General features: G+C 69.0%; 20 protein-coding genes. 6 read left to right on the top strand and 14 right to left on the bottom strand.

The annotated features are described in order from the left end of the window. Positions 1-74: 74 nt before the first annotated feature. Together EP7_RS00445 and EP7_RS00440 are read right to left on the bottom strand one after the other, a co-directional pair. On the bottom strand, positions 75-1,124 hold the full coding sequence (locus EP7_RS00445) for an acyltransferase family protein (protein WP_463525571.1): 1,050 nt from the start codon (positions 1,122-1,124) through the stop codon (positions 75-77). Between the two features lie 369 nt (positions 1,125-1,493). Continuing rightward, positions 1,494-3,560 (bottom strand): trypsin-like serine peptidase, encoded by a 2,067-nt coding sequence (locus tag EP7_RS00440; protein ID WP_463525570.1) that lies wholly within the window; start codon positions 3,558-3,560, stop codon positions 1,494-1,496. Between the two features lie 512 nt (positions 3,561-4,072). On the opposite strand from EP7_RS00440, the gene larE reads away from it, so the two are divergent. Together larE and EP7_RS00430 are read left to right on the top strand one after the other, a co-directional pair. Next, positions 4,073-4,969 carry an ATP-dependent sacrificial sulfur transferase LarE gene (gene larE, locus EP7_RS00435; RefSeq protein ID WP_463525569.1) on the top strand — a complete coding sequence of 299 codons (897 nt, stop codon included), beginning with the start codon at positions 4,073-4,075 and terminating at the stop codon, positions 4,967-4,969. 127 nt (positions 4,970-5,096) lie between these two features. Next, positions 5,097-5,621, top strand: coding sequence for a hypothetical protein (locus tag EP7_RS00430; protein ID WP_463525568.1), 525 nt, complete (start codon positions 5,097-5,099; stop codon positions 5,619-5,621). 33 nt (positions 5,622-5,654) lie between these two features. On the opposite strand, the gene EP7_RS00425 is transcribed toward EP7_RS00430, so the two are convergent. The 5 genes from EP7_RS00425 to rfbB form a co-directional block, all read right to left on the bottom strand. Continuing rightward, the gene (locus tag EP7_RS00425; RefSeq protein WP_463525567.1) at positions 5,655-7,154 is read right to left on the bottom strand and encodes a rhamnulokinase; all 1,500 of its coding nucleotides are present in this window, start codon (positions 7,152-7,154) and stop codon (positions 5,655-5,657) included. A 183-nt stretch (positions 7,155-7,337) separates the two neighbouring features. After that, on the bottom strand, positions 7,338-8,306 hold the full coding sequence (locus EP7_RS00420; RefSeq protein WP_463525566.1) for a GDP-mannose 4,6-dehydratase: 969 nt from the start codon (positions 8,304-8,306) through the stop codon (positions 7,338-7,340). 106 nt (positions 8,307-8,412) lie between these two features. Continuing rightward, complete coding sequence (locus EP7_RS00415) at positions 8,413-8,553, bottom strand: DUF6157 family protein (protein ID WP_463525565.1); 141 nt, start codon at positions 8,551-8,553, stop codon at positions 8,413-8,415. Continuing rightward, positions 8,550-8,816 carry a DUF6157 family protein gene (locus tag EP7_RS00410; RefSeq protein ID WP_463525564.1) on the bottom strand — a complete coding sequence of 89 codons (267 nt, stop codon included), beginning with the start codon at positions 8,814-8,816 and terminating at the stop codon, positions 8,550-8,552. Before EP7_RS00410 ends, EP7_RS00415 begins: the two co-directional genes overlap by 4 nt. 24 nt (positions 8,817-8,840) lie before the next feature. Beyond that, positions 8,841-9,845: a dTDP-glucose 4,6-dehydratase gene (gene rfbB / locus EP7_RS00405; protein ID WP_463525563.1), complete on the bottom strand. Its 1,005-nt coding sequence runs from the start codon at positions 9,843-9,845 to the stop codon at positions 8,841-8,843. 183 nt (positions 9,846-10,028) lie between these two features. Between rfbB and EP7_RS00400 the strand changes: the two genes are divergently transcribed. Next, positions 10,029-10,646, top strand: coding sequence for a Uma2 family endonuclease (locus tag EP7_RS00400; protein WP_463525562.1), 618 nt, complete (start codon positions 10,029-10,031; stop codon positions 10,644-10,646). Between the two features lie 16 nt (positions 10,647-10,662). On the opposite strand, the gene EP7_RS00395 is transcribed toward EP7_RS00400, so the two are convergent. From EP7_RS00395 to gyrA, 3 genes are all read right to left on the bottom strand, one after another. Beyond that, the gene (locus EP7_RS00395; RefSeq protein ID WP_463525561.1) at positions 10,663-11,133 is read right to left on the bottom strand and encodes a hypothetical protein; all 471 of its coding nucleotides are present in this window, start codon (positions 11,131-11,133) and stop codon (positions 10,663-10,665) included. A gap of 66 nt (positions 11,134-11,199) precedes the next feature. Further along, complete coding sequence (locus EP7_RS00390; RefSeq protein ID WP_463525560.1) at positions 11,200-12,345, bottom strand: DUF1559 family PulG-like putative transporter; 1,146 nt, start codon at positions 12,343-12,345, stop codon at positions 11,200-11,202. A gap of 264 nt (positions 12,346-12,609) precedes the next feature. Next, positions 12,610-15,252 carry a DNA gyrase subunit A gene (gene gyrA / locus EP7_RS00385; protein ID WP_463528473.1) on the bottom strand — a complete coding sequence of 881 codons (2,643 nt, stop codon included), beginning with the start codon at positions 15,250-15,252 and terminating at the stop codon, positions 12,610-12,612. 315 nt (positions 15,253-15,567) lie between these two features. Here gyrA and EP7_RS00380 point away from each other — a divergent pair, with 315 nt between their 5' ends. Further along, positions 15,568-16,272 carry a Uma2 family endonuclease gene (locus tag EP7_RS00380; protein WP_463525559.1) on the top strand — a complete coding sequence of 235 codons (705 nt, stop codon included), beginning with the start codon at positions 15,568-15,570 and terminating at the stop codon, positions 16,270-16,272. Between the two features lie 24 nt (positions 16,273-16,296). Here the strand turns inward: EP7_RS00380 and EP7_RS00375 are convergent, their stop codons facing one another. Next, on the bottom strand, positions 16,297-17,319 hold the full coding sequence (locus EP7_RS00375; RefSeq protein WP_463525558.1) for a DnaA/Hda family protein: 1,023 nt from the start codon (positions 17,317-17,319) through the stop codon (positions 16,297-16,299). 97 nt (positions 17,320-17,416) lie between these two features. Beyond that, the gene (locus tag EP7_RS00370) at positions 17,417-17,965 is read right to left on the bottom strand and encodes a DUF1294 domain-containing protein (RefSeq protein WP_463525557.1); all 549 of its coding nucleotides are present in this window, start codon (positions 17,963-17,965) and stop codon (positions 17,417-17,419) included. Positions 17,966-18,199: 234 nt separating this feature from the next. Here EP7_RS00370 and EP7_RS00365 point away from each other — a divergent pair, with 234 nt between their 5' ends. After that, on the top strand, positions 18,200-19,579 hold the full coding sequence (locus tag EP7_RS00365; protein WP_463525556.1) for an MFS transporter: 1,380 nt from the start codon (positions 18,200-18,202) through the stop codon (positions 19,577-19,579). A gap of 99 nt (positions 19,580-19,678) precedes the next feature. Here EP7_RS00365 and EP7_RS00360 read toward each other — a convergent pair whose 3' ends face one another. Then, positions 19,679-20,980 carry a hypothetical protein gene (locus tag EP7_RS00360; protein WP_463525555.1) on the bottom strand — a complete coding sequence of 434 codons (1,302 nt, stop codon included), beginning with the start codon at positions 20,978-20,980 and terminating at the stop codon, positions 19,679-19,681. A gap of 407 nt (positions 20,981-21,387) precedes the next feature. Between EP7_RS00360 and EP7_RS00355 the strand changes: the two genes are divergently transcribed. Continuing rightward, complete coding sequence (locus EP7_RS00355) at positions 21,388-23,655, top strand: CARDB domain-containing protein (protein ID WP_463525554.1); 2,268 nt, start codon at positions 21,388-21,390, stop codon at positions 23,653-23,655. Here EP7_RS00355 and EP7_RS00350 read toward each other — a convergent pair. Further along, a complete protein-coding gene (locus EP7_RS00350) occupies positions 23,633-25,540 on the bottom strand; it encodes a hypothetical protein (RefSeq protein WP_463525553.1) in 1,908 nt (635 codons plus the stop codon). The two genes, EP7_RS00355 and EP7_RS00350, sit on opposite strands and share 23 nt — an antisense overlap. Positions 25,541-25,652 lie beyond the last annotated feature (112 nt).

Here is a 25,652-nt window from a genome sequence, read left to right as displayed (position 1 = left end):
CCGACGCCCCGCCCTCGCCAAACGCGGGGGAGGGGCGTTTCCTCGATTATAGAGGGTCGCCCACCCGGCGCGGATCAGGCGGGCGACGGCCCTCGACTGAGGGCGACACCGCCGGGCAGCGGGCGTTTCGCGGCCAGGAATCGCCGCTCGACGAGCAGCCAGCTCGCTATCCCGGCGGCGAACGCGGGCAGGAGGGAGAGGGCGAACAGCTCCGTCGCGCTCGTCGGATGGCCGATTGTGCGCATCACGGCCTGCTGGATCGGGAAGGCATAGAGGTAGATCCCGTAGCTGAAATCGCCGTACCGGGTGACCCGCTCGCCCCAGTTCCAGGAGGGGCCGAACGCCGCGGCGAAGAGCAGATAGACGCCGCAGGTGGGCAGGGCGACGGTCATCCCAAGCGGGACGCGGGCCCCGATGGCGAGGCCGCAGGCCGCCGCCAGGCCCAGCAGCGGGTGCCACCGGAAACGCCCCGGCATCGCGTGGAACAGGGCCCCCGCGAAGATCGAGGGGAGCAGCCTGGCCCAGAATCGCGGCCAGCCGACGATCGACCCGAGCCCCTTGAGGTTGGTATTGATCTCGTACGCCTCGAAGAGCACGCCGGCGACGATCGAGGCGACCAGGAGGCCCACAAGAACACGGCGGCGGCCCAGCAGCCCGGCCGCCCCCATGATCGCGATCCCCGCGTAGCTCCAGGCCTCATACGGGATCGTCCAGAGGCTGCCGTTGACCACCAGCGGCGTGGGATTGCCGGCGAAGTCCGCGGATCTGGGGACGTTCCGCAGCAGCAGCAGCCCCCAGGCGCCCAGGGCAGACGGCTCCATCGAGAAGGCCAGGTAGCACACCAGGCCGGCGACGAGATAGGCGGGATAGATGCGCAGGACGCGGCGGACGGCGAACGAGCGCCACGAGCTCGACCGCCCCCAGCTCCCGGCGATCAGGTAGCCCGACATCGCGAAGAACGCGGCGACGGCCACCGATCCGATCGTCGCCTGGCCGCCGGTCAGGACCGCGAGCGGCTCCGTCTTCTCGTTCCCGAGCCCGAGCGGATACGAGTGTGAATACAGCACCGAGACCGACAGGGCGAGGCGGATCGCGTTGATATTATTCGGCGGCGAGGCGGACATCGGCCTGCTCCGTACAAGATAAAATTCTCATCATTGGAAATCAAACATTCGCGAATTTCATTTTCTTTCGTTGCACCGACGGGACTGCATCGGACCAAGAATCATCGGTCAATGATTGAACGACGAAGGACCTCGCATCCAACTCAGGCCCGCTCCGATGCACGCCCAAAGTCGCCAAGCTACGCCGCGGCGCCCTCGATCCGGCCTCGAATCCCTCGATCGGTCGGTCAGGTTGAAGCCGTCAGACCGGTCGTCCGGGCGATGAGGTCACAGGGGCGGGGACAAGAAGTCGTCAGGGGCCATGTCGTGATGAGAGGCGAGCGTCGCGGGCTCCTGCGTTCCCGGGGGGCCAATTTGAATCGGCGATGTTCAGCGGGCGGACCTGGGAGAGAAGAGGCGGTCGATCCAGGCGGTGTAGGCGCGGCGTCGCGCCGGGTTCGTTTCGTTTTTCGGGGTTTTTGGGGCCGGCTCGATGGGTCCGGGCTCGGGCTCGACGATCTCGGGCGCCGGCTCGGGGGGGGTGCGGAAGCAGAGGCGCATGGCGATGGGGGCGTGGCGGATCAGGGTCCGGTCGAGGGCGGGTAGCTGGCGGTCGTGGACGACGGTGAGCCTCGCGTTGCTGGCGGCCCTCGCGGTCATGTCGGGGGAGAGGTAGAGGTGTCCCAGGCGCGCCCGGGCGGCCTGAAGGACGAGGATGGCCCCGTCGGTGGGGTGCTCCGCGGCGATCGGCAACAGGGGCCGGTCGCGGAAGGTGACCCGGGCGACCTTCCAGGGAGTGAGCAGGGTCTCGGTGCAGCCCAGCAGGAGCCAGTGGGCGTCGGGCCCGGGGCGTTCGGCCTCGATCAGGATGGCCTCGATCCAGGGGCGGATCTCGGCGACGGGGGGGGACGTCGGCGGCTCGGGCACCTGGGCGCCGGCGGCTTGCGGTTCGTCGTGGGCCCGGGCGAAGACGACCAGGTGGACGTCGCGGGTCTCGCCCCGCCGCGAGGTGGTGCGGACCAGGACGCGGGGCGGGGCCTTGGCGCCGGAGCCGGCGGCCCAGGCGGGGCGGGTCACGGAGAGCAGGCCGTCCCGCTTGTAGAGGATCGTGATGGGCGCCCCGCGCTCGGAGATGCCGGCCTGCACGCCGTAGTCGAGCCGGTGGCTGCCGGCCAGCTCATCGCAGAGCACGACGACGTCGGCGGGGTCGAGGTGCGTCAGGACCCAGAGGTCCATGCCCATCGAAGCGATGGCGCGAGTGAGGAGGGGCAGGCGATCGCGCAGGGACATCCGAGGGCCCTGCAAGTCCCAGAAGGCGACGTCCAGGTCGTCGGCGCCGCCCAGGTAGCTGTCGGCGATGATCTCGGCGGTGGCCAGCCCCTGGACCTGGCGGCCCAGCGCGCCGAAGAAGCCAACCTGCGGGTCGAGGCCGCCGAAGATGCCGCGGAGCTGCTCGATCCAGCGCCGCTGGGTGAGATCGGCGGGCTCGGCGATCTCCAGCCAGATGGCGATCGCCGACATCCGGATCCCCTCGTTGAGGTAGCGCCCGTGCCCCTCGTCTCCGCCGCCGGCCGTGATGGGGACCGACGCGTGGTGCATGGCCACCAGCCGCCAGCGGTTGTTGAAGACCGGGCTGCCGCTCGAGCCCGGTTCGGTGTCGCACGAATACTGCACGACGAGGTGGTCGGCGCGGACGACCTCGTTGTCCTGGAGGGCGATCTCCTTGGGGCGGCCGCGCGGGTGCTGGATGATGTTCACGCGCTCATGGCGGGCGATGTCCAGGCTGTTGCGGTCGACGGGGATGACGCCCAGGAACTCAAGGTTGGCCACGCCGCAGAAGGTGAAGTCCAGGTCGGAATTGGTCACGAACAGGCGCTGGGGCTCCAGGGGGGCCACCACCGACCGCCCCCACGCGTCGTCGGGGGGCGTGCGCTCGTAGTTGGCCAGGGCGTAGGACGACAGGGCGGTGGCGGCGTTGGGCAAGACGTGGTGGTTGGTCAGCAGGATGTCGGGAGCGACGAGGAACCCGGTCCCTGTGGCCCCGTCCTCGCGCTCGAGCTTGACCACGGCGCGGCCCACGCGGTCGCCCTGTCGGAGGAAGTCGAACGGGACGAGGTTGCTGGTGTCGATGATCAGCTCGAAGCGGGGGCGACCCGTGCTCAAGGCGCGGGTCGTCTGGTATCGCTTGGGGCCGGGGTCGGCGGCGCGTGCCGTGGCGGTGGCCGCGGTGGCGGCCAGGGCGGCGGTCGTGGCCGGGGCGAAGGCGTGGCAGTGGCCCAGCGCGGTCGTCGAGAGGTCGGCACGCAGGGTCTCGGGGCGCAGGGAATCGGCGACCATCGGGTCGGCGACGATCAGCCTGCCGTTGAGGCCCGGGCCCTGTGCCGGCCCAGTCTGGCCAACCGGTGCCTGGTCGGGCGGGCCACCGAGGTCGCCTTCGGCCGGTGGATTGGAGATCATTTGGCGTGTCCCAGGGGTCAATCTTGGTGTCCGTCGACCGGCTCCTCCGGCGGTCGGGGTCATTCGGCCAGGCCCTGCGAGCTGCGGGGCCCGTTGATTCAATGCGGACCATCGGGCCCGCCGGCCGAGGCATCCGCCCCGTCCGGTTTCGCTCCTCGGCGAGATTCAAGGCGGGCGCAACGTCGCGCCGTCAGGTCTCGGCAGAAAGGGGCAGGCTTCCTCGCCGTTGCCCCCGAAAACGAGGCCCCCTATTCGATACAGTCGTTCCGTCCGAGGATTTCCTCCCTACTATCTGGAAATTTTTCCAAAATAATTTCGCGAGGGGTACGCAGGCCGGGGTCCGACGGGCCTTCTGCCCCTGGTTCTTGAGCCCAGGGGCAGTCGGCCCTACAATCAAGGGGCTGTCCGGAGAGAGATCCCCGGCGGCCGGCCCTTGGTCCCGCGTCGCGGGGAGGGTCGTGACCGGGCCCTGGGCGGTACGCGCCGGGCGTTGGGTCGAAAGGGAGGTGCGCATGGCCGCCTGGGATGATCCTGTTCTGGTGGCGCATCGCGACCGCCTGCTCGAGACCTTGCGCGGGTATGGCCGGGTGGCCGTGGCCTACTCCGGGGGGGTGGATAGCGCCGTGGTGGCCCGCGCCGCCCACGAGGCACTGGGCAGCCAGGCCGTCGCCGTGACGGCGGTTTCCGACAGCCTCGCCTCCGGCGAGCTGGAGGAGGCCGAGGCCCTGGCCCGGCAGATCGGCATCGAGCATCGGGTGATCCGCACCGACGAGTTCGCCGACCCCAACTACACGCGCAACAACTCGGACCGCTGCTACTTCTGCAAGAGCGAGCTGTATGGCCGGCTCTCCGGGATGCTGGGCCACCTGGGGGTCGACGTGATCGCGTCGGGGGCCAACACCGACGACACCGGCGACCACCGACCGGGGATGCGCGCGGCGGCCGAGAACGGGGTGCGGCACCCCTTGCAGGAGTGCGACCTGGGCAAGCCCGAGGTCCGCGCGCTGGCCAAGGCCTGGGGCCTGCCCACCTGGGACAAGCCCGCGACCCCCTGCCTCTCCAGCCGGATCGCCTACGGTGTGCAGGTGACGCCCGAGCGGACGAAGATGGTCGACGCCGCCGAAGGGTGGCTGAGGCAGAAGGGCCTGCGCCTGCTGCGGGTTCGCTACCACCAGGGCGACCTGGCCCGCATCGAGGTGCCGCTGGAAGAGTTGCCCCGGCTGGCCGCGCCGGAGACCGGCCGCGAGCTGGTGGCCGCGTTCCGGACGCTGGGCTTCAAGTACGTCACGCTCGACCTGGAAGGGTTCCGCTCCGGCAGCCTGAACGCCCTGATCCCGCTGGACGGGATTTTAATGAAGCCCTCGAAGCCAAAGCCGGCCGCGGCGCAAACCCCGACCGCCACGACCTGACGCGGAAGAATAAGGGGGAACAGTCACCTAGACTTCGCTCGGGAGACAGCCCCCCGCTTCCCAGGCGTTGCCGATCTTCGACGTCCGCCCCCTCCCTTGTCCGATCCGAACCGAGGCGGTGTTAGACATGCCCCGGGCGACCTGCCGCTGCGGCCAGGAGCTGAATCTCCCCGACGAGGCGACCGACCGGGTCGTCTGCCCGCGCTGCGGGTCGAAGGTCAAGCTGCGCCTCTCATCGGGGAACACGACGCGGCCCGCCGGCGGCGGCGGGGCCGGCTCGCGGTCCGCCGAGGACGGGTTCCTGCGGTTCCTCTGCCCCTGCGGGCGACGGCTGAAGGTGAGTGCGGCGACCCCTCCGAGCCACGGCAAATGCCCCGACTGCGGGCGGATCGTGCCCGTGCCCGCGCAGTCGCTGATCCCTGTCTCGTCCCTGAACGCGCAGGACCCCGAGTATCCGACCGAGGAACTCTCGACGACCGAAGTGGCCAGCCTGGAACGCTGGGTCGCCTCGCACCTGGACCGCGACACGCCCCTGCGCGTGCCGACCCGGGTCGAGGCCGGCCTGCGGGTCTGCCCCAAGTGCGGCAAGCCGGTCCACCTGGGGGCCGACACCTGCCGCACCTGCGGGGTGTCGGTCCCCAAGCGATCTTGACCTGGAAACAGCCGGGCGGCGGGGCGAAGTTGCTCAGCCGGCGATGAGCCGTTCGAACCGGCCTGCGGCGTCTTCCCAGGCCTGGGTGTTGCGGGGCTCGTGCACCTCGACCTCGAAGGAGCGGGCGACGACCTCGCGGGCCTCGGCCAGGTTGGCCAGCTTGCCCCGGCTGATGAGCTGGAGCAGGATGTTCCCGGCGGCCGTGGCCTCGATCGGCCCGGCGTAGACGGGACGGTTGCAGGCGTCGGCGGCGAACTGGCAGAGCAGGGCGTTGCGGGTGCCGCCGCCGACGACGTGGATCGTCTTGATCCGGGTGCCGACGATCTGCTCCATCCGCTCGATCGTCCAGCGGTATTTCAGGGCCAGGCTCTCCATGGCGCAGCGGACGAACCCGCCGTGGTCCGACGGCGGCGTCTGGCCGGTCTTGAGGCAGTAGGCCGCGATCCGCGCGGGCATGTCGCCGGGGGCGAGGAACGACGGGTCGTCGGGGTCGACCAGGGCGCCGAACGGCCTGGCGGCGGCGGCCCGCACGATCAGGTCGTCATAGTCGTACTGGTGCCCGGAGCGGGCCCAGGTCCGGCGGCATTCCTGCACCAGCCAGAGGCCCATGATGTTCTTGAGCAGGCGGGTGGTGCCGGCTACGCCCCCTTCATTGGTGAAGTTGTACCTGAGGGTTTGCGCGTTGATGATGGGCGCGGGGACTTCGACCCCCAGCAGCGACCAGGTGCCCGAGCTGAGGTAACACCAGTCGGGCGGGGCGCCGGCCACCTTGCCGGTGGCGGGCACGGCGGCCACGGCGCTGGCGGTGTCGTGGGTGGCCGGGGCGATGACTTGCAGACGGCCCAGGCCCAGTTCTTCGGCCAGGGCCGGGCGGATCGGGCCCAGCTCGGTGCCCGGTTCGATCAGGTCGGGCAGGATCGACCGGGGGATATCCAGGCCGTTGCAGACGGCGTCGGACCAGGTGCCGGTGCGGGGGTCCAGAAGCTGAGTGGTCGACGCATCGGTGCGCTCGCCGGCGCGGCGGCCGGTGAGCATCCAGCCGATGAGGTCGGGCATCATCAGCAGCGTCTCGGCCGAGTCCAGCAGCGGCGAGTTCTGCCGCCGCATGGCCATCAGCTGGTAGGCGGTGTTGAACGGCAGGAATTGTAGGCCGGTGTGCTCGTAGATCGCCTCGCGGCTCATCAGGCCGAAGGCCGATTCCATCACGCCGTCGGTGCGCGAGTCTCGATAGTGGACCGGGTTGCCCAGCAGGGTGTCGCCGCGGCCGACCAGGCCGAAGTCGACGCCCCAGGTGTCGACGCCCAGGGTCTCGAGCCCCGCGCTCATCGTGCGGGACTTGGCCAGGGCGGTCTTGATCTCGCCGAAGAGGCCCAGGATGTTCCAGTGCAGCGTGTCGAGCACCCGCACCGGGCCGTTGGGGAAGCGGTGGACCTCGTCGAGCGTGAGCCGACGGCCGTCGAACCGCCCGAGGAGACCGCGACCGCTCTCGGCGCCGAGGTCGATGGCCAAAGAATCGGTCGTCGTGCTGCTCATGGGTGGAGAGGGGTCGCGGGAGAGTGGTGAGAGTCGCGCCAAGGGCGCGACCGGTCGGGGCTTCCGAACGGCCGGCAACGGGCGACGGACGGGCGTGCCTCGCGCCCGTCGCGTGTGGGCCACCATCTTAGGAAGACCAGGCCCAGGTCGCAATCGAAGGTCGGCCGCGGCCCTCGGTGCGGGTCAGCCGGCCAGGGTCTTTGACCAGCCCTTGAGCATGTCGTCGAGGGTCCGCTCGATCGAGAACGAAGGCTCCCAGCCGGTCGCCAGGCGCAGCTTGGTGGCGTCGGCCACCAGCAAGGGCTGGTCGACGGGCCGGACGCGGGCCGGGTCGACGTAGATCTCGACCGGGACGCCTGCGAGGTCGCGGAGGGTGGCCAAAGCGTCGGCCAGCTTCACCCCGCGGCCCGAGCCGAGGTTGTAGATCTCGCCGCCGGCCCCACCGCTGGCGGGGTCGGCCAGCAGCCTGTAGCCGCGGACGACGTCGCGGACGTCGGTGAAGTCGCGGACGATGTCCAGGTTGCCCACCTCGACCCGCGGCTTGGTCCCGGCGGCAACCTCGGCCACCTGCCTGGCCAGGGCGCTCAGCACGTAGTTGGACGACTGCCGGGGCCCCGCGTGGTTGAAGGGCCGGGCCATGACGACGTCGGTACCGTGGGAGAGGAAGTGCTGAATGCCCAGCAGGTCGGCCGCCGCCTTGCTGGCCGAGTAGGGGTTGTTGGGCCGCAATGGGCAGCTCTCCGACACCGGCATCAGCTCGGGCGCGGGATTGCCGTAGCAGACGCCGGAGCCGACGAGAACGACGCGCGGCGTGCGGCCCGATCCCCGGACGGCCTCCAGCAGGTTCAGGGCGCCGCCGAGGTTCAGGGCCCAGGTGCCCCGGGGGTCGTCCAGGCTGGCCTGCGGGTTGGCCTGCGCGGCCAGGTGGTAGATGACCTCGGGCTGGGCCCGGCCGATCAGCTCGCCCAATTCGTCGCCCGAGCCGTCGGCCAGGTCCAGCTTGATCAGCTTGACCTGCGTGGCCAGGTGCGTGAGGCCGGCGGGCCAGGCCCCGGACGTCGACAGGCCGACGACCACGTCGCCCGATTCCAGCAGGTGCTCGGCCAGGTGGCCCCCGACGAATCCCGTCACCCCCGTCACCAGCGCTCGCATCGGCGGAGACCCCTCGATAGAACCGGCCCGGACGTCGGCCCTGCTTGATGCCGGAACTCTACCATCGGGACCGGCCTGCCGCCGCCCGAAAGCGAACACGGGCGATTCAGACCCGGCGGTTGCGCATGGCCTGGACCACCTTCGTCCCCGCGTCTGGCCCGCTCAGCCGGCGATATTCGTCCGACTCCACGGCATAAAGCGCGATCTTACCGAACGCGTCGTAATGCACCCCCCAGCCGTATTTCATTTCTTGGGCAAGGCCGAGGCACGCAGGCAAGGGTGAGACTTCGACAGCAGCTCGGCCCGGGTTGCATCGCCGGGGGGAACCCCCTTGTGGCGAACGTGGACCTCGTAAATGAGGTCCTCGTGCGAGAGGGTGTAGGGGCTCTCCGTCAGCAGCTCATATTGAAGGACGTGAATCGGCTTGCGGTCGCCCCGCACGACCGGCACGACGGCGCGGTCGACGGGGCAGTCGGGGGCGACTCGAACGAACGTCTCGGGATCATCCATGAGCCTCGATCCTTCCCGCTAATTTCAGGCCGATTCGCCCCGGTAGGCGCCCGAGCGGACGCGGTCCACCCAGTCGGCATGATCGCGGTACCAGGCGACGGTGTCGGCCAGCCCCTGCTCGAACTTGACCAGGGGGGTCCAGCCCAGGGTGCGCTCGGCGTAGTTGCAGTCGACCGCGTAGCGACGGTCGTGGCCCAGCCGGTCGGTGACGTAGCGGATGAGGCTCTCGGTCTTGCCGGTGTGGGCCAGAACCAGGCGGGTCACGTCGATGTTGAACTGCTCGCAGCGGCCGCCGAAGTTGTAGACCTCGCCGGCCTTGCCGTTGCGCAGGGCGGCGTCGACCCCCCGGCAGTGGTCGCTCACGTGGATCCAGTCGCGCACCTGGCGACCGTCGCCGTAGACGGGCAGGGACTTGTCGTCGAAGGCGTTGGTGATGAACAGGGGGATCAGCTTCTCGGGGAACTGGTAGGGCCCGTAGTTGTTGCTGCAACGGGTGGTGACGACGTTCATCCCGTGGGTGTGGAAGGCGGCCCGGACCAACAGGTCGGACCCCGCCTTGCTGGCGGCATACGGGCTGTTGGGGGCCAGCGGAGTCTGTTCGGTGAAGGCCGGGTCATCCGGGCCGAGGGTGCCGTAGACCTCGTCGGTGGAGACATGCACGAACCGCGAGACGCCCGCGAGACGGGCCGCGTCGAGCAGGACCTGCGTCCCCAGCACGTTGGTGCGCAGGAACGGGGTGGCGTCGGTGATCGAGCGGTCGACGTGGCTCTCGGCGGCGAAATGCACGACCGCGTCGAACTTGCCCGACTCCAGCAGGCCGGCGATGAATGCGCGGTCGGCGATGTCGCCCTTGGCGAACTGGTAGCGGCCCGCGTGCTCGGCCGGAAGGTCGGCCAGGTTGTCGGGGTTGCCGGCGTAGGTCAGGGCGTCGAGGTTGGTGACCTCGACCTCGGGGTATGTCGCCAGCTCGTACCTGACGAAGTTCGAGCCGATGAACCCGCAGCCGCCGGTGACGAGGAGCCGTTTCATGCTGTTACATCAACCCAAGATCGAGGAAAGACCGACGCCCCGGAGAGGAAGCGTCCAAGGCTAACCACCACACAAGCCGGCGGCAAGCGATCCTGCCCGGCCCGTTGCCCCGATCCGACTTGCCAGCAGCAGGCCACACGGCGACGATGGGATGAGGCAGGCAGACTTTTCGGGGGACTATCGATGAATGTGACGACCCTGCAAGAGACCGAGATCGAGCCGATCTCGCTCGACCTGGCCGGCACGCTCATGACGCCCGAGGAATTCGACTCGGCCGAGGACTGGGACGAGTTCTACGCTTACGAGCTGATCGGCGGAGTCCTGATCGTGTCGCCATCGCCGTCGCCCATGGAACGCGGTTCGACAGATTTCCTGGGCACGATCCTCAACCTCTATCAGTGGCAGCACCCGCAAGGGTCGGCACTCGACGCCACCCTGCCCGAACACACGATCCGGTCCGGCCGGAACCGGAGGCGAGCCGACCGGGCGATCTGGGCCGGCCTGGGCCGGATGCCCGACCCCTTGAACGACATCCCGACCATCGCTGTCGAGATCGTCTCGCGCGGACGACGCAACCGTCAGCGGGATTATGTCGAGAAGCGGGTCGAGTACCTGGCCGCAGGGGTGCGCGAATACTGGGTGATCGATCGCTATCGCCGGACCATGACCGTCTTCCTCGCCGGCGAGGAGAAGGTGGTGGCGGAGCCGGAAACTTACCGGACCCCGCTCCTGCCCGGCTTCGAGCTGATCCTGGCAAAGCTGCTCGCCGAGAGCGACCGCTGGACCGACCGCGAAAGTTGAATCGACGGCCCGCGCTTCATCGAGACTCGGCGGCGAGCTCGTCGAGGCGGCCGGCGAGGTTGTCCCGGCCGGCGGGCGTGAGGGTCGTGTCGGCTCGGACGGCGGCGGCCACCTTCTTGAAGGAGTCGGCCGCGGGGGCGTCGGGCAGCGAGCGGACCTTGCTGGCGATCTCATCGAGCAGGGAGTCGGCCGTGCGGACCGGGGCGGCCTTGGTCGCCTCCTTCGACTTGGCCTGGACCTTCTCGGCGTTTCGCTCCTTGGACCGGGCCCTGGAGTTCTTGCCTCGCCCCGCGGCGGCCGTGAGCTTCTGGTCGCCCTCGCCCAACGCACGATAGCGGAAGACCAGCTCCTGCGCGATGGTCTCGGGGGTGTACTTCGTCTCGGGGGCGAAGTCGGCCGCCCCCCCGCCGCACCCGGACCAGGCGAGCGCCAGGGCGGCCGCCGCGACGCACGAAATCCGCTTCAACTGCCTGGTCGCGTCGCGCATGGCTGCTCTGCGTCTCCGAAGGAATGGTACGGGGCAGGGGGACGGGTCGCTGGACGGACAGAGGGATCAGAGCGCGTCGGCCGAGATGATCTCGCCCTTGTTCCGGGTGCCCAGGGCCCACCAGGCGTTCAGGTTCACCGAGTTCTTGATGAACCGGACCGAGCCGTCCATCATCGACTGGTTCACGCCGCCGGGGTGGTTGCTGGTCGGGTTCATGCCGCTGTCGCCTTCCGAGCAGCGGAAGGTGTCGGTGTAGTAGGTAGTCACGGGCGCTGCGTTCGGCGGGAGCAGGTGAGAGTAGACGTGCCGCTGCCAGGCGTCGGTGTAGGCCCAGGTGTGCCCTTTGAAGATGCTCCAGGCTTCCCAGTTGACGGCATTGGCCAGGCCGTCCTGCACGACGAGGATGGCCGGCACGTCGGCCTGCTCGATGAGTGCCGCGTCGGTGTAATTCAGGAGCCGCCTGCGGTCGTTCGATTTGCCCGTGCCGTCGTTGACCAGCGACTCGCTGACCGCGGCCGTGTTGGACAGGCCGTCGGTGATGCTGGCCAGGGTCACCGTCACGTTGGTGGTGGCGGCCGATGCGGCGCTCTTGCAGGATCCCTGCTCGGGGTACATCCGGTCCATCGACATGACGCCCGTCAACTGCGGGACGTTGCCGCCATTGGGGCTGTCCCCCGGCATCAGGACGTTACGCGGGTGGCCGGTGTTGCCCACATAATTGAAGTTGCCGCATGGGTACATCACGGACGGCTCGCCCGAGCCGGTGTTGACCACGCCGTCGGACGGGCACAGGAAGGTCGAGACGGTCGCACGGATCACCGTCGAGCAGGTGGGGTCGGGCCCGGTCACCGCACCGCTGTAGGCCCACTCCGGGGTGTAGGAGTAGTTCAAGGAGTTGGCCATCACGGAGTTTTCCATGTACGGCAGCAGGCCGCAGAGCCACGACTTGGTGCCCGAATAGCCGCGCGGGCTGGAGGAATTATGCTCCTGCGTGTAGCGGTACTGGTGCATCGGCGTGCAGCCGTTGACGTCGGCGTAGCCGGCGATGGCCAGGCCGATCTGCTTGAGATTGTTGGTGCACTGCATGCGCCTGGCCGCCTCGCGGGCACTTTGAACGGCGGGCAGGAGGAGGGCGATCAGGACGGCGATGATGCTGATGACGACGAGCAATTCGATCAGGGTGAATCCTGGGCGCAGGCGCCTGGCAGGCATGGCTCGGGGCTCCTCGTTCGGCGATGAAAGGTGGGATCTGATCGGGCGACGCGTCGCGTCGAGGGGGGGGAACCTCGGCCGGTCGGGTCGCCGGCGGCGGTCGAGGATCGACGACGGACAACACGGCACATCATGATAGTCGCACTGATCTTGGATGGATCAAGCACGTCTCGTGAAGATTTCGAGAAGATCTTCACCAAAGCAACCCGGCCCCGCCATCCGAGAACCGGAAATGGCGGGGCCTTGGGGTGGGTGCGGTCCTGCTCAGGCGTCGGGCTCGCCGTCGTGGTCGAGGTCGTCGATGTGATCGCTGGCCTCGGCCTGGCCCACGCCGTCGTCGATGATGTGGGGCGGCTTGGCGCCCGGCGCGTCGTCGTCGAGCAGCTCGGCCTCGGCGTCGATGATGTCCTCATCGTCGGCGGTCAGCTCTTCTTCGGGGAGCTTGGCCAGCGAGCGGACGGTGTCCCCCTCCTCGACGCGGATGAGGCGGACGCCCTGGGTGTTGCGGCCGATGATGTTGGTGTCGGCCACGCGTGTCCGGATGATGATGCCGCCGGAGGTGGTGAGCATCACCTCGTCGGCGTCGACCGCCTTGACGATGGCGACGACCGGGCCGTTGCGGTCGGTGGTCTTGATGTCGATGAGGCCCTTGCCGCCCCGGTGCTGCGACCGGTACTCGGTGAGCATGGTCCGCTTGCCGTAGCCGTTGGCGCAGACGGTCAGCAGGCCGGCGGGGTCATCCTGGCCGTTGGCGACGACCATGCCGATGACCTCGTCGTCCCCTTCCAGGGCGATTCCGCGGACGCCGTAAGCAGGACGCCCCATGCTGCGAACGTCGGACTCGTCGAACCGGATGGCCATCCCGTCGCGGGTCGAGAGGATCACCTGGTCGCCGACCTTGGTGCGGGCCACGCCGATGAGCTGGTCGCCCTCGTCGAGGCCGAGCGCGATGATCCCACGACCCAGGGGCCGCTTGAAGGCGGTCAGCTCGGTCTTCTTCACGGTCCCCTTGCTGGTGACCATGAAGAGGTGCTCATCGTCGTGGAACTTGCGGACGGGGATCAGGCCGGTGATCTTCTCGTTCTCGGTGAGCTGGAGCAGGTTGACGATGGCCCGGCCGCCGGAGGTCCGGCCGACCTGGGGGATGTCGTAGACCTTCAGCCAGTAGACCTTGCCCTTGTCGGTGAAGAACATGAGATAGTCATGCGTCAGCGCCACGAACATATGCTCGAGGAAGTCGCCGTCGCGATTGCTGGTGGCGGCGATGCCGCGGCCGCCGCGGTGCTGGGCGCGATAGGTGCTGGGCGGGAGCCGCTTGATGTAGCCGTCGTGGGTGACGGTGACGATCATGTACTCCTCGCGGATCAGGGCTTCCTTGTCGTAGTCGCCCAGCTCCTCGTGGCTCAGCTCGCTTCGGCGCGGGTTGGCGTATTTGGCCTTCAGCTCGCGCATGTCGGCGCGGATGAGGTCGAGGATGACCATCTCGTCGCCGAGGATCCGCTCGTACTCGCCGATGTCGGTGCGGAGGTCGACGTATTCCCTGCCGAGCTTGTCCAGCTCCAGGCCGGTGAGCTGCTGGAGCCTCATGGCGAGGATGGCGTCGGCCTGCATCCGGGTCAGGCTGGCGGCCGCCTTGGCCTCGGGGTCGGATAAGGCGCGCCTGAGGATCTCGGCGGAGACCTCCATGCCCATCAGGCGGGCGCGGGCCTCGGTGGGGTTGGCCGACGTGCGGATGACGCGGATGATCTCGTCGATGTAGGCCAGGGCGATGAGCAGCCCTTCGACGATGTGCGCCCGCGACTTGGCCTGGCGGAGCTGGAACTGGGTCCTGCGGCGGATGACGTTGATCCGGTGCTCGACGAACAGCCGGAGGAAGTCCTTCAGCGGCAGCGTGCGCGGGCGGCCGTCGACCAGCGCCAGCATGATGACGCTGAAGGTGTCCTGCAGCGGCGAGTACTGGAAGAGCTGGTTGAGGGCGACGTTGGGGTCTTCCCCCTTCTTGATCTTGACGACGATGCGCACCGGCTGTTTGCGGTCGCTCTCGTCGACGATGTCGGTCACGCCCGTGATCCGGCCGGTGTTGACCAGCTCGGCCAGCTTCTTCAGCAGCGGTTCCTTGGTGAGCTGGTATGGAATCTCGCTGAAGATGATCTGCGACCGGCCGTCCTTCTGCTCCTCGATCGTGTACTTGGCTCGGAGGTAGATCTTGCCGCGGCCGGTCCGGTAGGCCTCGCGGATCCCGTGGCGGCCGCAGATGGTGGCGCCGGTGGGGAAGTCGGGGCCCGGGATCAGCTCGAGCAGGTCTTCCAGCTCGATGTCGGGCCGGTCGATCAGGGCGACGACGGCGTCGCAGACCTCGCCGAGGTTGTGCGGCGGGATGCTGGTGGCCATGCCGACGGCGATGCCGCCCGAGCCGTTGACGAGCAGGTTGGGGAACTTGGCTGGCAGGACGCGGGGCTCGGAGTGCTTCTCGTCGTAGCTGGGCTGGAAGTCGACGGTGTCGAGGCGGATGTCCTCGAGCATCTCGGCGGCGACCGGGCTGAGCTTGGCCTCGGTGTACCGCATGGCGGCCGGCGGCAGGCCGTGGATCGAGCCGAAGTTGCCCTGGCCGGTGACGAGCAGGTGGCGCATGTTCCACCACTGGGCCAGGCGGGCCAGGGTGGGGTAGATCGAGTTGTCGCCGTGCGGGTGGTACCGCTTCATCGTCTCGCCGACGATGCCGGCGCACTTGCTGGTGCTGCCGCCGGGGGTGAGGCCGAGGTCGAGCATGGCCGCGAGGATGCGCCGCTGCGAGGGCTTCAGGCCGTCGCGGACGTCGGGCAGGGCGCGGCTGATGATGACCGACATCGCATAGTTGAGGTAGCTCTCCTTGAGCTCTTCCTCGATGTTCAGGGGGACCAGCGCCATCGGCTCGGGCATCTCGGCGGGGGGCGTCGCAGCGGTGCTCACGGGTCGGTCCCTCGGCAGTCGGGCGGGCTCGCACCCCGGGGCCGGCGTCGGTCAGAAAGGCCGGCCTATCGGGGCGGGTTCATGGGGTGCAATTGTACCCGAAACGACGCGGCCGGGCAACGCCGGAGTGCGCCGCGGCGTCGGCCGCAAGTCATGAATTGGCAACCCTTTGTTGAGCGAGCCGCCGGCCCGAGTTCCGTCCGTGTCGGGTCACGCGTACAATTCAGGCCGGAGGCCCGCCGAAACCTCAAGCCGCGGAGGCCCAGGACGACCATGAGCACGTCGACTCACACGACCGCCACCGGCCAGATTATCTACCCGGACTCCGACGGTAAGCCGATGGCCGAGAACACGTTGCAGTATGAGTGGATCGTCACCATCAAGGGGGGGATCGCCGACCTCTTCCGCGATGACCCCGACGTGTTCGTCGCCGGCGACTTGCTCTGGTATCCGGTCGAAGGTGACCCCCGCACCTGCACCGCGCCCGACACCATGGTGGCCTTCGGCCGGCCCGCCGGGCACCGGTCGTCCTACAAGCAGTGGGAAGAAGGGGGATTGGCCCCCCAGGTCGTCTTCGAGGTGCTTTCGCACAGCAATCGACCTCGCGAGATGGCCCTGAAGATCGAGTTCTACCGGAAATACGGGGTCTTGGAATACTACGTCTTCGACCCGAACGTCCACCCGCATCGCCTCAATGGTTGGCTGCGAGAGGGTCTCGACGAGCCCTACCAAGCGATCCCCGAGTGCGACGGCTGGATCAGCCCCCGGCTGGGCATCCGGTTCAACCTCGAGGGCGGCGAGTTGGTCATCCACCGCCCCGATGGTCGGCGATTCCTCTCATTCGACGAACTGTGCAGACAGGCCGATGCCGCAGTCCGGCAAGCCGATGCCGCCATGCGGGACTTGGAGGTCGCCGAGTTGCGGAATGCTCAGCTCAGGGAGAAGCTGCGGGCGTTGGGCGTCGACCCTGATGCCTGAGGGTTGGCGGCCGTTCGGGGCCCATCAGGGGGCCTCGTCGGTGCGGCTCCACTGCTGGCGGAGGGCGGAGGCGGCGGCGGACAGGGAGGGATCGGCGGAGAGGCGGTCGGAGGCCATCTTGCAGGCGTGGCGGACGGTCGCCGCGTCACGGCCGCCGAAGTAGGCCCCGATGGCGGCGAAGCTCAGGCCCGTCAGTTCGCGGGCCAGGCCGATGGCCAGGTGCCTGGGCTCGACGACCGTACGCCTGCGGGTGACGGCCCGCAGCTCGTGTGCCCTGACACCGAAACGGGCGGCCACGTCGCGGGCGATCCGGTCGATGTCGACGGCGGGCGCCGGGGCGTCCTCGGCCAGCAGGGGGTCGGCCAGGGCCCGGTCCAGCGGGCGGCGTTCCAGGCGTGAGGCGAGGGCCATCTTGGCCAGCCAGCCGTCGAGGGTCCGGTAGCCGTCGGCCTGCTCGGACAGGCTGTCGACGGCCTCGGCCGCCAGGCTCAGCTTGCGGGCGCGGGCCCGGTCCATCAGGTAGCGGCGGCGGGATTCGGGGCCGGGGGGGTCGACCCGCACCGAGAGGCCGGCGGACAGGCGGCTGACGAGCTTGGCCGGCCAGTCGTCCCAGCCACCGGGCCCCGAACGGGCCGCCACGGCCACGCCGGCGCCGGCCTCATCCAGGGCGTCGAGCGTCGGCACCAACTCGTCGAAGGCGAGCGGGACGCGGGCCAGGGCGTGCAGGTCGTCCAGGACGAGCAGGTCGACGTTGCGGAACCTGGCCCGCAGCTCGGCCCAGCCCTCGCCCTCGGCCCGCGCGTTGGCCTGGGCGCAGGCGGCGGCGAACGACTCGCCCGTCAGGTAGGCCACGGCCGACTCGGGCCGGCGCCTCAGCCGCTCGCCGACCAGGGCCTCGAGCAGCGTCGACTTGCCGACCCCGGCCGGCCCGTGGATGACCAGCGGGGAGATTCCCTGGACCTCGCCGCGGGCCAGGGCCAGAACGCCGGCGTGCGCCAGGGCATTCTCGGGCCCGGCCACGAATCCGTCCCAGGGTTCCCTCGGCATCTCGGCAAGCATCGAAGCCAGGGCCCCATCCCTTCGATTCATTCAAGGCCGCGAGGCTTAGCACGGCCTGTCGTGCGCGCGAAGGGCAATCGAGGCTTCAAGCCCCGCGCCACCAGACGGCGAGCAGCGCGAGCTGGGCCGCGACGATCAGGGCCAGCGGGATAAGGAACGAGGGCTTGCGGTTCTTGTGGTGCAGGGAAACGATCGCCAGGATGGCCGCAGGCGAGCCCCCGGCCAGGCTGAAGCCGTGCAGGACGACCTCGGGCACCCGCCGGCCGCCGGCCACGGCCCGGCGCTTGTCGTGGGCGAACGCGGCGAAGCAGAGCGGGTTGATCGCCAGCGGCCAGGTCCAGAGCCAGGGGATCCCCAGGTAACGCAGCCCGCCGCAGGCCAGGGCCAGCACGACGGCCAGGGCCACCATGACCAGGGCCGTCGGCGAGAACCCGAGCCGGCCAAGCCTGACGCCGACGGCCCGCAAACCCCGATCGGTCGTCGCGACCTCGAAGGTCACCCGCTGGCCGGGCTTCAGGCGGGCCTGGCCCGGGATGTCGCTCACGTGGACGAAAATGTCCTGGGCGAGCCCCCTGGATCGGATGAAGCCGAAGCCTCGGTCGTCGTCGAACGTCACCACCACGCCGCGATCCATGGGAGCCTGTCCTCTGCCTCTTCGGTCTCGACGCCACGCCGCGCAGGCCGACCCAGCCTATTTGAAAAAGGCCCCCGCCGCGAGGTTTGCCCGCCGCCCCCGGGCGCGTTACGCTCGGTCGCCATCGGGTCGCACAAACCCCAAAGTCAGGTCGCCGGCGGTTCCGCGAGGCTCCGGCGCCCCTGGCCTCTCCCCCGACACGACCAACCGCCGGACAGGCCGGGAACCCCATCCATGTCGACCGCCGACACGTCCAACCCCGCGCTGGACCGCGCCATCGCCAAGGCTTACCGGCGCCTGATCCCGCTGCTGTTCCTCTGCTACATGGTCGCCTATGTCGACCGGACCAACGTGTCGATCGCCAAGCTGACGATGGTTAAGGACATGCCGGCGTTCACCGAGTCGGTCTTCGGCTTCGGCATCGGCATCTTCTTCCTGGGCTACTTCCTGCTGGAGATCCCCGGCACCCTGATCGTCGAGCGCTGGAGCGCCCGCAAGTGGATCTGCCGGATCATGGTCTCCTGGGGGATCGTGGCGGCGTTGACCGCGTTCGTCACCGCCCCCTGGCACTTCTACACGCTCCGATTCATCCTGGGCCTGGCCGAGGCGGGGTTCTTCCCGGGGGTGATCGTCTACCTGACCCACTGGTTCCCCGCCCGCGACCGGACCCGGGCCCTGGCCGCGTTCCTGATCGCCACGCCGGTGGCCCAGATCCTCAGCCCCAAGATGTCCAACTTCCTGATCCAGGTGGGCTACGACGGCAACCCCGAGTGGTTCGGGCTCGAAGGCTGGCAGCTCGTCTACATCGCCTGGGGAATCCCCGCGGTGGTCCTCGGCCTGGTCGTCCTGTACGCCCTGACCGACCGGCCGGCGCATGCGAAATGGCTGACGGTCGAGGAGCGCGAGGCCCTGGAGGCGCAGCTGGCGCTGGAGAAGGAGCTACGCAAGGGACATGCCCACATGGGGATCTTGCAGGCGCTCAGCCATCCCAAGGTCCTGATCCTGGCCGCCGCCTACTTCCTGGTCGTGACGGCCAACTACGGCGTCGAGATGTACCTGCCCAGCATCCTCAAGAGCTGGTACCAGATGGACCTGGACAAGGTCACCTGGCTGGTCGTCTTGCCGCCGATCGGCTCGTTGATCGGCCAGCTCTTCATCGGCTGGAACTCGGACCGGACGCGTGAGCGTCGGCTGCATACGGCCGGCCCGATCCTGCTGGGCGCGGCCTCGCTGGCGGCCGTCGCGTTCATCAAGAACCCACCACTCTGGCTGACAGTGACCCTGTTCATCCTGGCCCTGACCGGCCTGAAGGCATACCTCCCCGCGTTCTGGTCGCTGCCGAGCCTGTTCCTGACCGAGGCCGCGGCGGCCAGCAGCATCGGCCTGATCAACTCGATGGGCAACCTCGGCGGGTTCCTGGGCCCCTATGTGCTGGGCGTCGTCAAGGAGAACACGGGCGACTACCGGATCGGCATCATGGTCCTCGCCGCCTCGATGGCCCTCTCGGCCTCGATCATCGTCGTCCTGGGCCTGGGCCGCAGCGACCGGGTCGAGGACCTGATCAAGAAGGCAGAGCGAGCCGACGAGCCCCTACCCAGCCCGGCCCGGGCCTGAGCGGTCGTCCCGCGGCCCGCCCGTAAATCCAGACCGAAACGAAGCCGCCCGCCACCCGGCGGGTGGCTTCGTTTCGTCGGCGCCGCCGAGACAGCCGGCTCAGCGTGCCTTGGGCTTGGCGAGGGTCACTCCGATGGCCGAGATGGTGACCTCGGCCGGGATGAATCCGGGGTCGACGTAGTGGATCGTCAGGTCGCCGGGCGCTTTCTTCAGCGAGACGGCCCCGCCCGCATCTTCCAGGGCCGCGACCTCCTGAGTCCAGCCCGCCTTGACCAGCTCGCCGAGCATCGCCCGGACGGCGTCGCGGGCCTTGCCGGAGGCGAGCTGGAACGTGATCTCGGTTGCGGTCGCCTCGATCTCGGTCGCGGCGGTGGGCAGGGAAACCGAGACGACCGGCCTGGCCGGCTTGGTCATCGACTTCGATTTCAGCGCCTTCTCCCGGGCTTCGGCCAGGCGGATCTCCTCGTCAAACTCGGCCCCGGTCTGATGGGCGAGGCTGACCCGCAGGATGGGGTCCACATTCCTCATCTTCAGGGTCAGGATGTCCTTGGCCGCGTTGCGGAAGAACATGGTTTCATATCGCTCGATCTCCACCGGCGCATCGGTCGTCGATTTCCATCCGGCCCCGGCAAGCGCCTTCTGATAATAGGCCGCGATACCCTGGGCGTTCTCCTTGGTGTCGAACGTCACCTGCTTGACGGTGTCGGCATAGTGGGTGCCGATACCGTCGGCGGGAGCCGGCAGGTCGACGGAGAGCAGCTCGCCCGCGTAGGCGATCATCGTCTTGTTCCCCTGGGCGGGGGCCGAGCTGACGCGCAGGCTCAGCTGGACGGCGTTCTGCTTGAAGAACCGCTGGTCGCCGGCCTCGCCATAGGGCTGCCAGCCCAGGGCCAGCAACCGCTTGCGGCAATCGTCGGCCACGGCCTCGACGCCTTGCTCGCTGAGGAATAGCACGCTGACGGGCCCGGCGAAGAGCACCTTGGTGCCGGCCGGGACCGGCAACGCCTTGAGATCGAGATTCCCGTGATTGATCAGCGAGACCGAGACCGTGCCCGGCGCACTTCCGGTCGAGACGGCCACCGAAATCCGGTAACCCTGCTTCTCGAACGTCCCGCTCGCCGAAGGGCCCGCGGCATAACCGCCCGGCAGCTCGGCCCAACCGAGCTTGGTCAGCGTCGCCTTCTGGAACGCGAAGGCCTCGGGCACGGTCGCCCTCGCCGCGTAGAAAAGCCGAGCAACCTGACGCGACCCCGGCCCCTCGGACAGGGGCAGCCTCGGGAACGCGGACAGGTCGATCACCTTCGCCGCCTCCTCGACCGTCGGGGGCTTCGAGGTGGGGGCCTGAGCCGCCGCGAAGGCGGGCAAGAACGCGATCCATCCCAGGAACAATAGGCGCTTCATCGTGCCTCGTTGGTTTTGAACGGATGCAGGTGCGGCGGCGTGCCGTGAGTCGGATCATCGCCTTTGATCCTTGACTCTACCTTCGGATTCCTGACGTGTGTCGCGATGGCCGCGCAGAGCCGTCGATCGCCCGCGGCTCGGCCGGTGAATCCAGGCCAGCGTGTCTAATCGCTTAAGTTAGCGTCTCCCGGCGAACTTATCGGGACAATGTTGCCGAAGAACGACACGGCCGGCCATTCCCTGGGGTCCGGTCACCATTCACTCGTGGATGGCGTAGAATCGCCGATCCTTCTGCCTGCATGCATCGTCTTCAACTTCATGACATCCTGGCTCGATCCACTTGGGATCACCCCGAGGTCACTTCGATCTCCGGGCCCGCAAGTCGTCCGGCCGCGAGGCGATCTTTGATGAGACTGCGAAACGATGCGGCCCGTCTTCCCCGGGTCGTTGCGTCGAGGCGTCGGAATGACCGGACGGCGATCGGGTTCGGCCGTGGGCCCACCTTCGATTCTCTGGAGGTCAGGGCGCTTCTGGCAACGATCCCGATCTACTCGACCGGCGTCGCCGCAAACGGCGAGCTGGCGGTCCCCGGATCGGCGGAGGTCCACTTCCAGCTGGTGAGTTCCCCCACCGGCGCGAACCAAAATTTCGTGATGAATCCGCCCCCGGACGTCTTTGTCGCCAACGGGCCCACCTCGCAGTGGATCGGCCCCACGGCCGACCCGTTCCTGGGCACGGATTCGGGCGACTTCGTCTACCGGCAGACGTTCGACCTGACGGGGCTCGACCCCACCACGGCCGTGCTCCACCTGCAACTCGCCTCCGACAATGACAGCCGGGTCTTCCTGAATGGGGTCGACACGAACGTCGCGTTGATCCAGGGGTCCCTCTACGCATTCGACTACGAAACGCTCCACCCGTTCACCATCGCGACGGGCTTCCGGGCGGGCTACAACACGCTCGAGATCGTCGTCCACAACGACTATTCGGCCACGGGCCTGCGGCTCGACCTGAGCGGGACGGCCGATCCGGCGGATCCGTCGCTCCCGGTGTACCCGGCGAACGTCTCCCTCGCCTCGGCGGTGCAGGGGGCCTCGACGACGGCCGTCCAGGGCACCCTGACCGGCGCCAGGCACGACGCGGTGTACACGGTCGAGTTCTTCGCGGGGATGACCACCAGCCCTCCCTTGTCGGTGGCTCCCGGCGTGCCCGCCGCCTCGATCACGGTGACGACCGACTCGATCGGGACGGCCGGATTCAGTGCGGTGCTCCCCACTTCGCTCACGCCAGGTCAGTACGTCTTCGCCCGGGCGATCAGTGCCGACGGCGCGCCCGGAGACTTCTCCGCGCCGATCCCGGTCACGGCCCATTCGGACCTTTCGGTCACCTACCTGGCCTCGGCGTCGACGCCCGTGGTGGGGGAGGAATATCCGCTGACCTTCCGGGTCACCAACAACGGCCCATCGCCGGCCACGGGGGTCGCCCTCGACGAAACATTCTTCGATGATTTTATGGCGGCCAGGTTCTCGGCCCCGACCGGCCCGATCACCTACGATCCGAGGTTCATCTCGTTCGCCGTCGGCCGCCTGGAACCGGGCGAATCGGTCACTCTGATCGCCTACATCGCGCCAGCGGCCGCCGGTACGTTCCGCGTCGTGACGTCGGTCAGGAGTGATTCCGTCGAGGTCTCGCCCGGCGATGAGACGTTGAATCTCGTGCTGACGGTGGCCCCGGCCCCCCTGCCGCCGCCCGTCCTGCCCGACCTGTCGGTCGAGTTTCTGACGACGGCGACAACCCCCGTGGCGGGCGTGGACTATCCATTGACCTTCCGGGTCACCAACCACGGCCAGGCAACCGCCACGGAAGTCAGGCTGTCCGCGACGATCCCCGGAGGGCTCGCCCTGACGGCCTCGGCCGGCTCGACGGGCCAGGTGTCCGGCGACGCCGGGACCGCCACCCTGATCATCCCGTCCCTCGCCCCGGGCGAGTCGGCGACGCTGACCATCTCCGTGCGCTCGGCCGCCGCAGGCGCCTTCCCGGTGACGGCCTTGGCGACCAGTGCCGAAGGGGACGCCCACGCCGGGGACGAGACCGCCCAGCTCGTCCTGGCGGTCGCCCCCACGCCCCCGTCCATCACCAAGTCGGACGACCCGACGCCGCCGAGCCCGCCGGCCGTGCCCGTGCCCCCGACCCTGCCAGTACCCGTGCCCCCAACCCTGCCCGTGCCCATGCCCACGCCCATACCCATGCCAGGTCCGGTCGTCACCTCGGTGCGCCGCTTCGGCGTCCGCCGCCAGCTGACTCAGGTCATCCTGACCTTCGACCAGCCGCTCGATCCGGTGCGGGCGATCGAACTGTCGAATTATCAGGTCGTTCTCGCGGGGGCCGACGGCAAGTTCCAGACCGCCGACGATCGCCGGGTCTCGCTGGCCCTGGCTTCGTACAACCCGGAGGCCCGGACGGTCACGCTGGTCCTGAACCGCAGGCTTTCCTTGCAGCAGACGTACCAGGTCGTTGCCCGCGGGGATGGGCCCCGGGGCGTCGCCGACCTCCAGGGCCAACCCCTGAACTCGTCGGCCGAGGGAATCCGGGGCCTCCCGTATCGCGCCGCAGTCCGTGGCTACGGACCCGTTCCCAAACCCGCCGCCCGGCTCATGTCGTTGCGCAGGCATTGACCAAGTCCGGCGTCGATCCCGGTGAGCCCCCGGGATCGACGCCCCTTGGGCGCATCGGGCGGCCGACGGCGGCGTCGAATCCTCGGAACGCGGACCTCACCACGAGCGAGGCCCCGGCGGCCTGGGCGGCGGTGACGATCAGCCAGGCGGCCGCGATGAGCCAGTGGCTCGACCCATCGCGGATGCCGATCGCGGCGAATTGAGGCGGTCTCCTCGAATGGAGGGCGGCGTGGACGTCGTCGTAGGAGAGCAGCGAGACCCAGGCCTGGAACGGCATCGAGCCGACGGCCAGCAGGACGCTCGCCAGACCTGGCAGGACGAATGGCAGGGACCCCAGGCTGATCAGGAGGAGCAAGGGGCCGATGGTCTTCGAGGTGGCCTCGCCCCGGTCGCGTGCCCGCAGCGACGCGGAGACGCCCAGGGCCGAGAAAAGCACGGTTGAGATGGCCGCCCCGGCGAGCGTGGCCAGGTATCCGACCGGATGCACGGCGCCCGCCAGCAGCCCGACCGTCCAGAAGACGAGCAGCAGGTAGCCGAGGCCGCGGGCCTTCCAGATCGCCCCGAGCATCTTGGCCCTCAGGATCTCGTGCCCGGACAGCGGCGTGCCGATCAGGCCGAGCCAGGTCTCGCGCTCACGCTCGGCCGCCACGCTCTCCGCGGCGAACCCGGCCACCATCATGAGGAACATGACGTCGAAGATTGCTGTCACCTGCCTCAGCAGGATGTTGAATTCCAACCGTGCCTGCCCAGGCTCGGGGCCGAGAGACGCCCCGGTCATCTTGCCGACGAGCACGCGCGCGAGTGGGTTCAGCTCGGGCAGAGTCGGATGCCCGTGGGAGGGAACATAGCCGTTTCGAAACAGTTCGGCGAAGGCGGGGATCGCGAACCACGAGGCGGCATAGGCGAGCAGCCCGAGCCAGACCGCGTTCACGGTCCAGCCAACCGCCCACATGATGAGGCCAACGGTCCGGGGGGGATACATCTCCCGCCAGAGCACCGGGTCGTCGCCGCAGGCGGGCCGGGGATACCAGCGGGAGAGCATGGCGCGTCGTCGATCGCGACCGTCCAGGTCGTAGACGGCGCGGGAGGCCGGTCGCAGGCGGGCGATCGCCCAGAGGACGAGCATCGCGGCGGCGACCCCCTGGATCGCGATCATCCGCGACACCGTGTCGACCAGCGGCCCGCGAGGGGCCGCGCCCAGCAGGCTCAGGCCAGGCCCGAGCGGGCTGCTGTCGAGCACCGGCAAGGCGACCGGCAGCACCCAGGGCGCGGCGGCCGGCCACACGCGGGGCAGGATGAGCACGGCGATTGAGGGGAAGCTCAACCAGGAGATCGCCAGGGAGACCGTCGACGACGCGGCCCGCGTGGCCGTCCGGGCGACGGCCGAGATGGCAACCGCCAGGGCCGCCAGCGTAAACGCCGTCGAGGCGAGCCCCGCGCAAGCGAGAAGGATCAGCCTCGGGTCCACACCCCCGAATGACACCATCAGGATGAGCGCCGGCACCAGGGCGGCCCATCCATTGGCGAGCCGGACAAGGCCCGCCCCCAGAGTCCCACCGACGATCTCGGCGGCCGACGCCTGGGTCGCCAGCAGCGAGTCCAGGCTCTTGCGGTCACGCTCCGAGGCGATCGCCGGGGCCAGGAAGGCGGGGATGAGACACAGCAGGGAAACGACCTCGACCGAGACGATCAGGCCGAAGGTTGTGCGAGCGAACGAGGCGGCGCCTGCCACCGAGGAACGGTCCCAGCCCCGCCAATCCCAGACCACGACGCAGGCCGTGATGATCGCCGTCATCAGGATCAGCGGCGTGCAACGCTCGGAGAACGCCGTCCCGCGACGGGTCGAGGCGATCAACTCGCGCCTGAGGTACGCCAAGACGAACATTCCTGGATCTCTGGCATTCCAACGACATCTGTCATAATCACGGACATTAGACGGCGCCGGTCATGCGGCGGCAATGGGTTGGCGCCCTGGAAATGGCGACGGGCCGAGATGG

Source organism: Isosphaeraceae bacterium EP7 (assembly GCA_038400315.1).
Classification (GTDB): Bacteria; Planctomycetota; Planctomycetia; order Isosphaerales; family Isosphaeraceae; genus EP7.
Note: the sequence above shows the minus strand (reverse complement) of the source record. Positions and strands in the feature narration are given on the sequence as shown.

What these genes read in the sequence shown, in the direction of transcription:
- EP7_RS00445 (WP_463525571.1), bottom strand. Translation starts at nt 1,124, where the DNA reads ATGTCCGCCTCGCCGCCGAATAATATCAACGCGATCCGCCTCGCCCTG.
- EP7_RS00440 (WP_463525570.1), bottom strand. Translation starts at nt 3,560, where the DNA reads ATGATCTCCAATCCACCGGCCGAAGGCGACCTCGGTGGCCCGCCCGAC.
- larE (WP_463525569.1), top strand. Translation starts at nt 4,073, where the DNA reads ATGGCCGCCTGGGATGATCCTGTTCTGGTGGCGCATCGCGACCGCCTG.
- EP7_RS00430 (WP_463525568.1), top strand. Translation starts at nt 5,097, where the DNA reads ATGCCCCGGGCGACCTGCCGCTGCGGCCAGGAGCTGAATCTCCCCGAC.
- EP7_RS00425 (WP_463525567.1), bottom strand. Translation starts at nt 7,154, where the DNA reads ATGAGCAGCACGACGACCGATTCTTTGGCCATCGACCTCGGCGCCGAG.
- EP7_RS00420 (WP_463525566.1), bottom strand. Translation starts at nt 8,306, where the DNA reads ATGCGAGCGCTGGTGACGGGGGTGACGGGATTCGTCGGGGGCCACCTG.
- EP7_RS00415 (WP_463525565.1), bottom strand. Translation starts at nt 8,553, where the DNA reads ATGAAATACGGCTGGGGGGTGCATTACGACGCGTTCGGTAAGATCGCG.
- EP7_RS00410 (WP_463525564.1), bottom strand. Translation starts at nt 8,816, where the DNA reads ATGGATGATCCCGAGACGTTCGTTCGAGTCGCCCCCGACTGCCCCGTC.
- rfbB (WP_463525563.1), bottom strand. Translation starts at nt 9,845, where the DNA reads ATGAAACGGCTCCTCGTCACCGGCGGCTGCGGGTTCATCGGCTCGAAC.
- EP7_RS00400 (WP_463525562.1), top strand. Translation starts at nt 10,029, where the DNA reads ATGAATGTGACGACCCTGCAAGAGACCGAGATCGAGCCGATCTCGCTC.
- EP7_RS00395 (WP_463525561.1), bottom strand. Translation starts at nt 11,133, where the DNA reads ATGCGCGACGCGACCAGGCAGTTGAAGCGGATTTCGTGCGTCGCGGCG.
- EP7_RS00390 (WP_463525560.1), bottom strand. Translation starts at nt 12,345, where the DNA reads ATGCCTGCCAGGCGCCTGCGCCCAGGATTCACCCTGATCGAATTGCTC.
- gyrA (WP_463528473.1), bottom strand. Translation starts at nt 15,252, where the DNA reads ATGGCGCTGGTCCCCCTGAACATCGAGGAAGAGCTCAAGGAGAGCTAC.
- EP7_RS00380 (WP_463525559.1), top strand. Translation starts at nt 15,568, where the DNA reads ATGAGCACGTCGACTCACACGACCGCCACCGGCCAGATTATCTACCCG.
- EP7_RS00375 (WP_463525558.1), bottom strand. Translation starts at nt 17,319, where the DNA reads ATGCCGAGGGAACCCTGGGACGGATTCGTGGCCGGGCCCGAGAATGCC.
- EP7_RS00370 (WP_463525557.1), bottom strand. Translation starts at nt 17,965, where the DNA reads ATGGATCGCGGCGTGGTGGTGACGTTCGACGACGACCGAGGCTTCGGC.
- EP7_RS00365 (WP_463525556.1), top strand. Translation starts at nt 18,200, where the DNA reads ATGTCGACCGCCGACACGTCCAACCCCGCGCTGGACCGCGCCATCGCC.
- EP7_RS00360 (WP_463525555.1), bottom strand. Translation starts at nt 20,980, where the DNA reads ATGAAGCGCCTATTGTTCCTGGGATGGATCGCGTTCTTGCCCGCCTTC.
- EP7_RS00355 (WP_463525554.1), top strand. Translation starts at nt 21,388, where the DNA reads ATGAGACTGCGAAACGATGCGGCCCGTCTTCCCCGGGTCGTTGCGTCG.
- EP7_RS00350 (WP_463525553.1), bottom strand. Translation starts at nt 25,540, where the DNA reads ATGTTCGTCTTGGCGTACCTCAGGCGCGAGTTGATCGCCTCGACCCGT.